The sequence below is a fragment of the Allobosea sp. AAP35 genome, assembly GCF_001295925.1.
Classification (GTDB): domain Bacteria; phylum Pseudomonadota; class Alphaproteobacteria; order Rhizobiales; family Beijerinckiaceae; genus Allobosea.
Map to the genome: position 1 here is coordinate 38,098 of NZ_LJHQ01000050.1, position 12,681 is coordinate 50,778.

A 12,681-nucleotide genomic window follows, 5' to 3' on the forward strand; every position below is an offset into this window, starting at 1 on the left:
CGCCGCAGCCCGGGGCTGGTCAGAACTCCGACCAGCCGGTGTCACCGCTGCGGCTGTTTGCGACTTTCCTGGCGGGCGCGACAGAAGCCGGCCGGGACGCTGCAGCGGCAGGTGCGCGCGTCTTGCTCTGAACGAACGCGGCCTGTGCCAGATCGCGCAGGCGGGAGGGCTCGGAGGTCGGCGCGGTCGCAGGACGATAGGTCGATCCAGCGCTGGAGCCGTCCTGGCCCGTCCTGAAGGCGGCGACGAGGTCGTTGAGCTGCCCGATCTTGCCCGTGAGCGAGCCCGCCGAAGCGGCGCTCTGCTCGGCAAGCGCCGCGTTCTGCTGGGTCATCTCGTCGAGATGAGCGACCGCCTGGCTCATCTCGTCGATGCCGTTGGCCTGTTCGCCGGATGCAGCCGAGATATCGGCAATGGTGGCGGCGACCTTTTGCGAGGCGCCGAGGATCTGGCTCAGCGCTTCTCCGGCACGGCGCACCAGCTTGACGCCCTCGCCGACCTCCATATTCGTGGAGGAGATCAACGCCGAGATATCCTTGGCCGCTTCGCTCGAACGCTGGGCCAGGGTGCGGACCTCGGAAGCCACCACCGCAAAGCCCTTGCCGGCATCGCCCGCGCGCGCGGCTTCGACGGCCGCGTTCAAAGCCAGCAGATTGGTCTGGAACGCGATGTCGTCGATGACGCGGATGATGTCGGAAATCTTGGTCGAAGCGGTTTCGATTCGCGCCATCGCGTCGACGGCCTGCTCGGCGATCTCGCCGCCCGACTGCGCCGCGCGCATCGCCTCGTCGGCGATGGTGGCGGCGGCGCGCGAAGCCTGGGCCGAAGCCTTGACGGAGGCTGCAAGCTCCTCGGTCGTGGCGGCGGTCTCTTCCAGAGACGAGGCCTGCTCTTCGGTGCGCTTGGACAGATCGTTGGCGCCCATGTTGATCTCGTGTGCCGCCAGCCCGACGTCGGCGGAGGTCACCTGGATCGTCTTCACCGTCGCTGACAGCCGGTCCACCGTGGCGTTGAAATCGGCCCGCAGCTTGGCGTAGTCGGCCGGCATCTGCGCCTCGATGCGATGCGTGAGATCGCCGTCCGAAAGAGCCGAGAGCCCGGCCGCAATCGCGCCAACGACCTGCTCGAGTTCCTTCGCCTGCTGCAGCCGCTGCTCGGAGGCCTGCTGACGCTCCATTTCGGTCGAGCGCCGATTCTCGTCCATCAGGCTCGCCTGGGATTGCGCGTCGGCCTCGAGACGCTCCTTTTCGATCGCCGCGCCGCGCAGCACGCCGACCGCGCCGGCCATCTCCGCGAATTCGCGGTCGCGGAAGGTTGGCACCGCGGAGACGAGATCCCCTGCGGCCAGACGCTCCATCGCTGCCTTGAGGCTGCCGAGCGGCTTCATCATCCGCCGCACCAGAAGGAACAGGGCCAGGCCGGCAGCCGCCGCGATGAGCAGGCCCGCCATCACGCTGACGAAGATCATGTCGCTGATGACGCTGACGAAATCCTGTTGCTTGATGCCGACGAAGAGAATGCCGACGACGCTGTTGGTGGATTTCTGGATGATCGGTTCGTAGATCGTGAAATAGGGCAGCCCCAAGATATCTGCCACGCCAGAATAGGTCGCACGCTGCTTGAGCACCGTGTCATAGGCGGCACCGGGCGCCAGCTTGGTCCCGATGGCGCGCGTACCGTCGGCCTTTTCCACATTGGTCGCGACACGGACATCGCCCATGAAGACCGTGGCGACGCTGCCGGCGAGCGCCTTGACCTTGTCGACCGCGGCGAAATTGCCGTTCACTGCCTCGTTGCCGAAGTAAAGCTTGTCGCCTTCCAGCCGCGGTTCGCCCTTTGCCGTCACCAGATCGCGCAGAAGGTTGATGTTGACGGTGAGACTCGCCTGGGCACGCTCGCGCATCGCCTTCTCTGTCGCCCGCAGCGAGACCATGACCGACGCGGCCACGGCCAGGCTGACGAAGACAACGCCGATGATCGCGAGGCGGGTGGCAAATGGCAGGCGAATCGACAACAGCTTTTTCACGGAGACAGCCCGGGTTGGGGTCGGCGTCTGCATCGGTCCAACTCTGCGGGACAGAGAGTTCGACCGCGATCAAACGGCGCCGGTTAATACTTCGCGCGCAAAACGCGCGTCGATCGTTTCAAGATCGAATTCAAACATATGCCCGCCACCCTTGACACAGCTGCACTCGACTACCGCAGCGACCATGAACAACGTTGCTGTCACAGTTGAGTGTTTCGGTAAATAATCGCTTAAGTTGCTGCTGTTTAGTGCGATATTCATGGCTGAACTGGCCGGGGCAGCTGTTTTCCCTGCACTTTTCGTCCTCGCGCTGCCCGCGAACAACCGGCGCCAACCGCCTGTGGCGAATTCAGCACAGTGCTGGCGCGACACATTTTCGCCGCATCGTGTTCACCCCGCGGACATGCCATAGCGATTGAAGGTCATCTCCAGCGAAACTCATGGAACGCCTGCGCCTTTCCGCCGTTCATCAGCCGCGTCCGCAAGATCAATAAAGCAGAGTCCAACTTCATGCCCGTCGTTCCGTCCGCCGCCAACACGCTCTCGCCGCTCCTCGACCGGCCCACCCGTCGATTGACTCTGCTCATGATGCCGCTGGCCCTGGCCGGCTGTGTGTCTGCGCCGCAGCAGCCCTATGAGGTGGCTCGCGCGCCGGGCTTCGCCGTCAGCGCCGAATATCTCGCCATGTATGCCGAGCGCCCCGACGAGCAGTTCCCGTTGCCGGCGACCGATATCTCCGAAGTCGATCCGCGCTATCTGCGCCGCGAGGTCTCGTATCCGACCCGCGAACAGCCGGGCACGATCATCGTCGATACCGACAACAAGTTCCTCTATCTGGTTAGAGAGAACGGGCGCGCCATCCGCTACGGCATCGGCGTCGGCAAGCAGGGCATGTCCTGGCGCGGCCGCGCCACGGTGGCGCGCAAGGCGGCGTGGCCGCGGTGGACGCCGACAGCGGCGATGATCGCGCGCGATCCCGAGAAGAACGGCCCCTGGGCAGGCGGCATGGCCGCCGGGCTCGACAATCCGCTCGGCGCGCGTGCGCTTTACCTCTATCAGGGCGACCGCGACACGCTTTACCGTATCCATGGCACGACCGAGCCCTGGTCGATCGGCCAGTCAGTGTCCAGCGGCTGCATTCGCCTGTTCAACCAGGACATCATCGACCTGCACAGCCGCGTCCCCACCGGCTCGACCGTTGTGGTCTTGAATCGTGGGCAGTTGCTGACCCCGCAGCCCGGCGAAACCTTCGACGAATTTGCCGCTGCCGACAGCATCTGAAGACCTGACGCCGCCAGCGTCATTCGCCTGACACCCAAGCTCGTCACCACGCCTCACGGCAACGCGACATTTGTTGTGCAGGTGCAGCAATCTGGTGTAGGCGGGTTAAGCCCGGCCGCCTCCGCCACAGTTGCAGCGCGTGATGGAGTCGCGTCCGGCTGGCGGGGAGAGGGCGATCGATGCGCGTCACGATGATCGGTTCAGGCTATGTTGGCCTGGTGTCTGGTGCCTGCTTCGCCGATTTCGGCCATGTCGTGACCTGCGTTGACACCGACGCCTCGAAGATCGAGGCGTTGAACCGCGGAGAAATCCCGATCTTCGAGCCCGGCCTCGGGGATCTCGTCGCGAAGAACGTCCGTGAGGGCCGATTAAGCTTCACCACGGAACTGGCTGGACCCGTGCGCGGTGCCGATGCGGTCTTCATCGCCGTCGGCACGCCGACACGGCGAGGCGACGGCCATGCAGATCTATCCTATGTCTATCAGGCGGCGCGCGACGTTGTCGCCGAGATCGACGGCTTCACGGTGATCGTCACCAAATCGACCGTGCCGGTCGGGACCGGCGACGAGGTCGAACGCATAATGCGCGAAACTCGGCCCGATGCCGATTTCGCCGTGGTCTCGAACCCCGAATTCCTGCGCGAGGGCGCCGCGATCGGCGATTTCAAGCGCCCTGACCGCATCGTCATCGGCACCGAGGACGAGCGCGCCCGCGCCGTCATGGAAGAGATCTACCGCCCGCTCTACCTCAACGCCGCGCCGCTTTTGTTCACCCAGCGCCGGACGTCGGAGGTGATCAAATATGCCGCCAATGCCTATCTCGCGACCAAGATCACCTTCATCAACGAGATGGCCGATCTGTGCGAGGCTGTCGGCGCCAATGTCCAGGAGGTCGCGCGCGGCATCGGCCTCGACAACCGGATCGGCAGCAAGTTCCTGCATGCGGGGCCAGGCTTTGGCGGGTCCTGCTTTCCCAAGGACACGCTGGCCCTGATGAAGACGGCGCAAGATCTCGGCAGCCCCTTGCGCATCGTCGAGACCGTCGTCGCCGTCAACGACCAGCGCAAGCGCGCCATGGCACGCAAGGTCATCACGGCCTGTGGCGGCAGCGTGCGCGGCAAGCGCATCGCGGTGCTGGGGCTCGCCTTCAAGCCCAACACCGACGACATGCGCGAGGCGCCCTCCCTGGCGATCATCGCGGCGCTGCAGGACGGCGGCGCTCACGTGGTGGCCTTCGATCCCGAAAGCATGGCGCCGGCCAGGGCGCTGCTGAACGACGTCACCTTCGCGGCCGACCCCTATTCCTGCATCGAAGGCGCGGATGCGCTGGTGATCATCACGGAATGGGATGCCTTCCGCGCGCTCGATCTCGACCGCGTCAAACTCGGTCTTCGCGCGCCTGTCGTGGTGGATCTGCGCAACATCTATCGCTCCGAGGACATGCGCCGCCGCGGTTTTTCCTACAGCAATGTCGGCAATGCCTGACCTCGCGCCACGCCCCAGGGCGGGGCGATGGGCTGCGCCTTGATACCGTCACACGCACGCACCACCTCTTGATGCGGCGGCGCATCCGCGCCGCCCGACATGAGAGGAGATGACGATGACGCCGCAAGAACGCGACGTGATCGCCGGGATTTTCGATCGCCTGAAACAGGCGGCCAACCAGCCCCGCGACCCCGAGGCTGAGCAGTTCATCGCGGAACGGCTCCGCGACCAGCCCTACGCCCCCTACGCCATGGCCCAGGCGGTCTATGTGCAGGAAACCGCACTGACCAATCTCCAGGCGCAGGTCGAGGATCTGCAGACGCAACTTCGCGAGTTGCAGAGCCGACCTGCCGAGGCCCCTGCCCAGGCGGGCGGCTTCCTATCGGGCATCTTCGGTGGCGGCGCGCAGCCGGCGCCGCGGCCGCGCTCGGTGCCATCCTTCCCGCCCCGCGGTCAGGACGCCCCCTCATCCGCCTGGTCCAACCAGGCCGGCCAGCAGCCGGGCGCGATGGCGGCCGCTCCAGGCGGCCCGCAGGGTCAGCAGCCCGGACCCTGGTCGAACCAGGGCCAGCAGGCGCCCGGACGTGGCGGCGGCTTCATGGCCACGGCCCTGACGACGGCAGCTGGCGTCGCCGGCGGCATGATGCTCGGCAACGTGCTGACCAATGCCTTCGGCGGCGGTGCGGCCAAGGCCGGCGAGGCGACCCCGGCGCAGGCCGCGGCCACCACGCCCGAGCCGGACGCGGCGGCGAATACGGAACAGGCCGGTTACAATGACGGCTCCTCCGAATCAGCCAACTACCAGCAGGCCGCGCATGAAGAGCCCCACGATGCCGGCTATGATGACGGCTCGAGCGGGTTCGATGGCGGAGACGAAGACTGGGCCTGATCGTCAACGCCCGTTCCCGTGAATAATGACCCGCCCGGCACGCTCCGGGCGGGTTTCTCATTGGAACGAGCACCGACAGATGAGTCAGATCACCAGCACCCGGGCGCCGACGCGAACGCGCTCGTAGAGGTCGGTGACATCGTCGTTGGTCATGCGGATGCAGCCCGAGGAGACGGCCTGCCCGATGGTGTGGGGCTCGTTTGTGCCGTGGATGCGGTAGAGCGACGAACCGAGATACAGCGCGCGCGCGCCCATCGGGTTCTCCGGGCCACCAGGCATGAAGCGGGGCAGGTCCGGCCGGCGCTTGAGCATCTCGGGCGGCGGCGTCCAGGTCGGCCACTCCGCCTTGCGGCTGACGGATTTCATGCCGGCCCAGGAAAAGCCCGGGCGTCCGACGCCGATGCCATAACGCAGGGCGCGACCACCAGGCTGCACCAGGAAAAGGAAGCGCCGGGGCGTGTCGATGATGATCGTGCCGGCCTTGTGCGGCCCGTCATAGGCAACCTCCTGCTTGTGGAAGCGGGGATCGATGACGCGCTCGATCGGGCGCTCCATCTCGATCGGCTGGCCCAGCGACGCGACGCGGCCCGGCGACCGGTATTGGCCCCGCGCCTGCTCGAAGGGATCGGCCTCATAGCCTGCTTGCGGCCGGAGATTGCGGCCATAGGCCGACGAGGCCCCCGGCCGGTTGTAGACCGCTCCTCCCCGGCCCTGCGGCCCGGGATCGCGGCCGGTCATCAGCAACTCGATGAAACCGCCGCCATATTGGCCACGCCCTGTCTGTCCGCTCACCATGGGTTCGGGCGCAGGGTCGTAGGCGCGGTTTTGCGCCATCGCAGCAAGGGGGAAAGCAGCCGCCGACAGCACGAGCCATAGCAAGAACAGGACTGGACGCATGACGCAACTCTCTCGATATCGGTTGTCGGGAGCGTGACGGCTGGCCTTAAAAGGAATGGTGAATCGCGGCCTGTTGCTGTGGAAACTCCGTGCCGAACCCGCCAATTCTTCCAGTTAACCTTAGTGGTGTGGAAACGGACAGGGTAAAGGAAGGGTTGCCACGTCGGCAGACCGCTGCGCCCTTTCGGCTGCTCATGCATCTGGCGGTCAGCGCGACCGGCCTTTCCGCGCGGCCCACCAGAGCAGCAGCAGCGTGCGCCAGCGCGCGACGTCGCAGGCGAGAATGACGGCGCCATAGACGAGCGCACCCAGCGCGACCTGCAGGGCCAGTTCGGGCAGCGCAGCCAGACGGCCTTGCAAGGGCCAGATGGCGAGGGACATCAGGATGACCGCGAGCAGGATCGCGCCGCAATCGCGCAGCGAGGGCATGACCGGGAGAAGGCGCAGCGCCGCAACCGCCGTGACGGCGAGCACGACGAGAAAGGCTGCCGTCTGGGCGAGCGCATAAACTACCGGCGACGCGGCAAAGAGCATCACGATGGCCATATTCACAACCAGTGCGACCACAGCGGCCAGCGTCGCGACGAGCGTGCGCTTCTCGATCAGGAAGGCGGGATAAAGCCCGGCCAGGAACAGGGTGATCGCCAGGAATCCCGGCAGGAGCGGCGCCATATAGGCCGAGAAGCGGCCCTGAAAGCTCGGCGGCACCAGCAGGCGGTCGAAGGCCGGCAGGGCCAGCCAGAAGCCCATGGCTGCGGGCAGCGCCACGGCCAGCACGATGACCAGATTGGACGCGATCCGCTTTTGCGCCGCGCGCCGGCCGCGCGTCTCGTCGAGGCGGATGACCTGCCGCAGCAGGACGATCTCGAGCGTGGCGCCGAGCGTCCCAAACAGGCGCAGGCCCATATCGGAGGCGAGCGAAAAATAGCCCGCCTCGGCGAAGCCATGCGCCCCCGCCATCAGCGAGCGGTTGAGCAGGGGGATCAGCGAATAGATCGCATTGCCGGCGACGATCGGCAGGGCATATTTCGCGAAGGTCCAGGCCAGATCCCGCCGTGCCGCCGACAGCGCCAAGGGCGCATCGGCGAGTTGGCGGCGCACCGAGATCACCGCGAACGCCGCGCTGAGCAGCCCGCCGAGCAAAACCACCGTCGGATCGCGCGTCAGCCAGGCGCCGCCCACCATCAGGACGAGTGCGAGCAGGTTCTTGACGATGATCAGCCGGGCGTAAGCCGCATCGAGAAAGCGCGCCCGGGCGATCGCGCCATGATAGTCGAAGAGCCCTGCTCCGATGCCCGCCAGAACTGCGGCCGCCAGCATCATCGCCGGCATGCGGGTGTCGATGCCGGCGGCGATGGCCGCCGCCAGCAGCGCGCAGAGCGACAGGCTGACGCCCGCGATGAGCAGATCCAGCGTGGCGCGGATCTCCGGCTGCGTCTCGCGGGCCTGCAGCGAATAGAACCGCACCGCCGACAGCCTGATCCAGTCGAGCAGCGCGGTGTTGACCAGCACAATGATGGCCGCGCCGATGGCGTAGCGACCGAATTCTTCCGGACCGAGAAAGTAGGCGATCAGCAAGCCGAGGACGAAGTTCAGCCCGGCATTGAGGACGAAGGGCAGGAGGACCGTCATCGAATCTCCGTCATCGTCCGATGATGTCCTTGGCTGGCCCTTCGCGCGACTCGCCGCGCCCGAGCCTGCTGCTGCTCCGGCGTAGCGGGGCTGCGGTGGTTTTCCAAGTGCGGGCGAGGCGTCAGAGACCCAGATGCGAGCCCGCCATGGCCGGACGTCGAACCGGACGGCACGCGCCGCGTTGACGCGCAAACCGTTTCGCGCGAGGACGCCTCATGGAATCGCCTTCCCTTCACCGGCTCGCCTATGTGTCGACCTATCGGTCCGGGAGGGTCGACGGCGAACTCACCGCGCTTCGCGCGATCCTGTCGGTGTCCCGCAAGAACAACGAGGCTGCCGACGTCACCGGCTATCTGATATTCGACGGCGAAAGCTTCATTCAGGTGCTCGAAGGCCCCCATGATGCGCTTCAAGCGACGATGGACCGGATCGCGCGCGACGAGCGCCATCGCGACGTGGCGGTGCTGGCGACGCAGCCCATCGAGACGCGCAGTTTCCGCGAATGGAAGATGGGCGGCTATCGCCGGACACCGGCGCAGGACCCGATTTTCGCTGCCCACGGCATCTTGGGCAAGATCGACCGGTCGCGCATCGATTACGAGACGGCGGTGTCGCTTGCCCAGGCGCTGAGCCTCGGGGATGCCCGGTCACCGTAGCGCCCGCGGCCATGCATGCGTTGCCCGAATGGGCCGGCGCCGCCGCGCCGCTTTCCGGCGGGCAGCCGCCCGGCTATGCGGACGCCATGACAACTACCCTCCCCGCGATCCGCCCGGCCCGCGACGCCGATTCGCAGGCGCTCGCACGCCTGATCGCGGCGAGTTTTGCGGAATATCCCAACTGCGTCTTCGTTTGGGACGAGTTCCCGGAGTTACAGGCTCCCGCCAGCCATTTCGCCGGCAAGGGCGGCAGGCTCTGGGTCGCCGAGGGGCCGGATGGCGGGATCGCCGCATCGCTTGGCGCGACGCCGGTTGCCGAGCAGAACGCGATCGAGATCACCAAGGTCTATGCGGCACCAGCGTTTCGCGGCACGGGGCTGGCGCAAGTGCTTTTTGCCGAGGCGATGCGCTTCGCGCAGGCCGGCGGATTCGACGAGATGATGCTCTGGTCGGATTCGCGGTTTGCGCGGGGCCACCGCTTCTATGAGAAGCTCGGCTTTAGGCGGTGGCCGGGCGAACGCTACCTCGCCGATGTCTCCGCGACCTGGGAATATCATTTCCGCCTGCGGCTGCGTGCGGGCCCATGAGCTTCGGGCCCGTCCTGCGCGCGTTGCTGGGCATCGCCCTGCTCACCGCCATGGATGCGGTGGTGAAGGCGCAGATGCAGGCGCACCCCTTCATACTGACGCTGTTCATGCGCTTCGCCATGGGCGGCGTCTGCGCGCTGGCGGTTCTCGCCTTCGTGCGTCCCGCCTTCCCGACGCGCGAGAGCCTGATCGGCAACAGCATCCGCGTGCCGGTGGTGGTTTTGACCGCCGGCAGCTTCTTCTATTCGCTCTCCGTGCTGCCCCTGGCGGAGGCGTTGACCCTGGCCTTTCTCGCGCCGGTCTTCGTGGCGCTGTTGGGCGCCCTGATGCTCAAGGAGCGCATGGATGCCCGCATCCTGCAGGCGCTCGGCTTCGGCCTGGCGGGCATGCTGGTGATGGTCTGGCCGAGGCTGCAGGGCCAAGTCAGCGGGGCCGGGCTGGGCGTCGCGGCCGCGTTGTTCTCGGCCGTAACCTACGCCTTCAACCTGATCCTGCTGCGGCGCATCGCGCAGAAGGAGCATCCGGCTATCATCGTGGCGTTCCAGAATTGCGGGCCGGCGCTGGTTCTGGCCGTTCCCGCCGCGCTGAGTTTCGTGCCGCTGACGGCGCGCGACCTCCTGATCTATCTGGCGGCGGGCGCGCTCGGCGTTGCCGGGCACCTCACGCTGACATCCGCCTTTGCCCGCGCCGAAGCCTCCCGCCTGGCACCGCTGGAATACACCGCGCTGATCTGGGCGAGCCTGCTCGGCTATTTCGTCTTCGGCGAGGTGCCGCTGATCACGACCTATGCCGGCGCGGTGCTGATTGTCGCGGGCGCGGTTGCGATCAGCCGGCGTCGGTGAGAATTGCAGAGTCGCAGGCGATCGGGCACGGGCTTCGCCGGCTGTCGTCATGTCGCCTTGCTCGCATGATCTACGGCCGGTTCGAACTGGCGTCCCGCCTGCCGCATTCACCTTTCTGCAGCGTCAATTCTTGACTCGCGAGAGGGATGGGCCTATCTCCGCGCCATCGGTTGGCACTCACGGATCGAGACTGCTAACAGATGCCCGCGCGGGTGGTTTTCAAGCCCGCATCGAATTTCTACGAGAGGAAGACAGAACCATGAAGTTCCGTCCGTTGCATGACCGCGTTGTGGTCCGTCGCCTTGATGGCGAAGAGAAGACCAAGGGTGGCATCATCATCCCCGACACCGCCAAGGAAAAGCCCCAAGAGGGTGAAGTCGTCTCCGTGGGCCCCGGCGCCCGTGACGACGCCGGCAAGCTCGTCGCGCTCGACGTCAAGAAGGGCGACCGCGTCCTCTTCGGCAAGTGGTCCGGCACCGAAGTCAAGATCGACGGCCAGGATCTCCTGATCATGAAGGAATCCGACATCATGGGCGTCATCGGCTGAACGCCTGAGACCGCCCTTCCCGTCACTACATAAGGAGTTGCTCTCATGGCAGCCAAAGACGTCAAGTTCTCCACCGATGCGCGCGACCGGATGCTGCGCGGCGTCGAAATCCTCGCCAACGCCGTCAAGGTGACGCTCGGTCCCAAGGGCCGCAACGTCGTCATCGACAAGTCGTTCGGCGCTCCCCGCATCACCAAGGACGGCGTCACCGTCGCCAAGGAGATCGAGCTCGCCGACAAGTTCGAGAACATGGGCGCCCAGATGGTGCGCGAAGTGGCCTCGAAGCAGAACGACCATGCCGGCGACGGCACCACGACCGCGACCGTTCTCGCCGCCGCCATCATGCGCGAAGGCCTGAAGTCGGTTGCGGCCGGCATGAACCCGATGGATCTGAAGCGCGGCATCGACCTTGCGGTCGAGGCGATCGTTGCGGACCTGAAGAAGAACTCCAAGAAGGTGACCTCCAACTCGGAAGTCGCGCAGGTCGGCACCATCTCCGCCAATGGCGACGAGACGGTCGGCAAGATGATCGCGACCGCGATGCAGAAGGTCGGCAACGAGGGTGTCATCACCGTCGAGGAAGCCAAGACCGCCGAGACCGAACTCGACGTCGTCGAGGGCATGCAGTTCGACCGTGGCTACCTCTCGCCCTACTTCATCACCAATTCGGAGAAGATGGTCGCCGAGCTGGAAGACCCCTACATCCTGATCTTCGAGAAGAAGCTGTCCTCGCTCCAGGCGATGTTGCCGATTCTCGAGGCTGTGGTGCAGACCGGCAAGCCGCTGCTCATCATCGCCGAGGACGTGGAAGGTGAGGCTCTCGCCACCCTCGTCGTCAACAAGCTCCGTGGCGGCCTGAAGGTCGCGGCCGTCAAGGCTCCGGGCTTCGGCGATCGCCGCAAGGCCATGCTCGAGGACATCTCGATCCTGACCGCCGGCCAGATGATCTCGGAAGACCTCGGCATCAAGCTCGAGACCGTGACCCTCGCCATGCTCGGACGCGCCAAGAAGGTGCGCATCGAGAAGGAGAATACCACGATCATCGACGGCGCCGGCAAGAAGAAGGACATCGAAGGCCGCGTCACGCAGATCAAGGCGCAGATCGAGGAGACCTCCTCGGACTACGACCGTGAGAAGCTCCAGGAGCGTCTGGCCAAGCTCGCCGGCGGCGTCGCGGTCATCCGCGTCGGCGGCGCGACCGAAGTCGAGGTCAAGGAGAAGAAGGACCGCGTCGACGACGCCCTGAACGCGACCCGCGCGGCCGTGGAAGAAGGCGTCCTGCCGGGTGGCGGCGTCGCCCTCCTGCGCGCTCTGCAGACCGTCAAGTCGATCAAGACCCAGAACGACGACCAGAAGACCGGCGTCGAGATCGTCCGCAAGGCGATCATGGCTCCTGCTCGCCAGATCGTCGACAATGCCGGCGATGACGGCGCTGTCGTGGTCGGCAAGCTGCTGGAGTCGAAGGACTACAACTTCGGCTACAACGCCCAGACCGGCGAGTACGGCGATCTGGTCAAGGCCGGCATCATCGACCCGACCAAGGTCGTGCGTACCGCCATCCAGGACGCGGCTTCGATCGCCGGCCTGCTGATCACCACCGAGGCGATGATCGCGGAGCTTCCCAAGAAGGACTCCCCGATGCCGATGGGCGGCGGCGGCGGCATGGGCGGCATGGATTTCTGATCCAGGCACCTTCTCTGCAAAGACTTGGGAAGGCCCGGCGCAAGCCGGGCCTTCTCTTTTTGTCGGGGGCGGCGGGTTCATGGCCGACGGAGGGGCCGTCGCGTCACGCCAGCGACATCGTTCCTCGGGCTCGACGCGGGACGGGCTAACTTGCGCA

12 protein-coding genes are annotated in these 12,681 nt (G+C 66.1%); 8 read left to right on the forward strand and 4 right to left on the reverse strand.

Features of this window, described 5'->3' with window-relative positions; all coding sequences use genetic code 11:
- Positions 1-19: 19 nt before the first annotated feature.
- Together IP69_RS16550 and IP69_RS21945 are read right to left on the reverse strand one after the other, a co-directional pair.
- On the reverse strand, positions 20-2,026 hold the full coding sequence (locus IP69_RS16550; RefSeq protein ID WP_197279916.1) for a methyl-accepting chemotaxis protein: 2,007 nt from the start codon (positions 2,024-2,026) through the stop codon (positions 20-22).
- A 69-nt stretch (positions 2,027-2,095) separates the two neighbouring features.
- Positions 2,096-2,287, reverse strand: a complete 192-nt coding sequence (locus tag IP69_RS21945; RefSeq protein ID WP_156323505.1) for a hypothetical protein — start codon at positions 2,285-2,287, stop codon at positions 2,096-2,098.
- 324 nt (positions 2,288-2,611) lie between these two features.
- On the opposite strand from IP69_RS21945, the gene IP69_RS16555 reads away from it, so the two are divergent.
- The 3 genes from IP69_RS16555 (at position 2,612) to IP69_RS16565 (ending at position 5,680) form a co-directional block, all read left to right on the forward strand.
- A complete protein-coding gene (locus IP69_RS16555; RefSeq protein ID WP_248306871.1) occupies positions 2,612-3,307 on the forward strand; it encodes a L,D-transpeptidase in 696 nt (231 codons plus the stop codon).
- 179 nt (positions 3,308-3,486) lie between these two features.
- Entirely contained in the window at positions 3,487-4,791 is a 1,305-nt protein-coding gene (locus IP69_RS16560) for a UDP-glucose/GDP-mannose dehydrogenase family protein (protein WP_054143937.1), read from the forward strand.
- A gap of 115 nt (positions 4,792-4,906) precedes the next feature.
- On the forward strand, positions 4,907-5,680 hold the full coding sequence (locus IP69_RS16565; protein WP_082359411.1) for a DUF2076 domain-containing protein: 774 nt from the start codon (positions 4,907-4,909) through the stop codon (positions 5,678-5,680).
- An 84-nt stretch (positions 5,681-5,764) separates the two neighbouring features.
- Here IP69_RS16565 and IP69_RS16570 read toward each other — a convergent pair whose 3' ends face one another.
- Both IP69_RS16570 and IP69_RS16575 read right to left on the reverse strand, forming a co-directional pair.
- Positions 5,765-6,475, reverse strand: coding sequence for a L,D-transpeptidase (locus tag IP69_RS16570; protein ID WP_248306872.1), 711 nt, complete (start codon positions 6,473-6,475; stop codon positions 5,765-5,767).
- Positions 6,476-6,784: 309 nt separating this feature from the next.
- Entirely contained in the window at positions 6,785-8,209 is a 1,425-nt protein-coding gene (locus IP69_RS16575) for a hypothetical protein (protein ID WP_054143939.1), read from the reverse strand.
- A gap of 215 nt (positions 8,210-8,424) precedes the next feature.
- Between IP69_RS16575 and IP69_RS16580 the strand changes: the two genes are divergently transcribed.
- From IP69_RS16580 to groL, 5 genes are all read left to right on the forward strand, one after another.
- Entirely contained in the window at positions 8,425-8,865 is a 441-nt protein-coding gene (locus tag IP69_RS16580; RefSeq protein WP_054143940.1) for a BLUF domain-containing protein, read from the forward strand.
- A gap of 86 nt (positions 8,866-8,951) precedes the next feature.
- Complete coding sequence (locus IP69_RS16585; protein WP_054144014.1) at positions 8,952-9,452, forward strand: GNAT family N-acetyltransferase; 501 nt, start codon at positions 8,952-8,954, stop codon at positions 9,450-9,452.
- A complete protein-coding gene (locus IP69_RS16590; protein ID WP_054143941.1) occupies positions 9,449-10,294 on the forward strand; it encodes a DMT family transporter in 846 nt (281 codons plus the stop codon). Before IP69_RS16585 ends, IP69_RS16590 begins: the two co-directional genes overlap by 4 nt.
- 259 nt (positions 10,295-10,553) lie before the next feature.
- Complete coding sequence (groES, locus tag IP69_RS16595; protein ID WP_054143942.1) at positions 10,554-10,841, forward strand: co-chaperone GroES; 288 nt, start codon at positions 10,554-10,556, stop codon at positions 10,839-10,841.
- 45 nt (positions 10,842-10,886) lie between these two features.
- Positions 10,887-12,524, forward strand: coding sequence for a chaperonin GroEL (gene groL / locus IP69_RS16600; protein WP_054143943.1), 1,638 nt, complete (start codon positions 10,887-10,889; stop codon positions 12,522-12,524).
- The last annotated feature ends 157 nt before the right edge of the window (positions 12,525-12,681 follow it).

Coding starts and splice junctions, on each gene's coding strand:
- IP69_RS21945 (WP_156323505.1), bottom strand. CDS start 2,287: ATGAATATCGCACTAAACAGCAGCAACTTAAGCGATTATTTACCGAAA.
- IP69_RS16555 (WP_248306871.1), top strand. CDS start 2,612: ATGATGCCGCTGGCCCTGGCCGGCTGTGTGTCTGCGCCGCAGCAGCCC.
- IP69_RS16560 (WP_054143937.1), top strand. CDS start 3,487: ATGCGCGTCACGATGATCGGTTCAGGCTATGTTGGCCTGGTGTCTGGT.
- IP69_RS16565 (WP_082359411.1), top strand. CDS start 4,907: ATGACGCCGCAAGAACGCGACGTGATCGCCGGGATTTTCGATCGCCTG.
- IP69_RS16570 (WP_248306872.1), bottom strand. CDS start 6,475: ATGGTGAGCGGACAGACAGGGCGTGGCCAATATGGCGGCGGTTTCATC.
- IP69_RS16575 (WP_054143939.1), bottom strand. CDS start 8,209: ATGACGGTCCTCCTGCCCTTCGTCCTCAATGCCGGGCTGAACTTCGTC.
- IP69_RS16580 (WP_054143940.1), top strand. CDS start 8,425: ATGGAATCGCCTTCCCTTCACCGGCTCGCCTATGTGTCGACCTATCGG.
- IP69_RS16585 (WP_054144014.1), top strand. CDS start 8,952: ATGACAACTACCCTCCCCGCGATCCGCCCGGCCCGCGACGCCGATTCG.
- IP69_RS16590 (WP_054143941.1), top strand. CDS start 9,449: ATGAGCTTCGGGCCCGTCCTGCGCGCGTTGCTGGGCATCGCCCTGCTC.
- groES (WP_054143942.1), top strand. CDS start 10,554: ATGAAGTTCCGTCCGTTGCATGACCGCGTTGTGGTCCGTCGCCTTGAT.
- groL (WP_054143943.1), top strand. CDS start 10,887: ATGGCAGCCAAAGACGTCAAGTTCTCCACCGATGCGCGCGACCGGATG.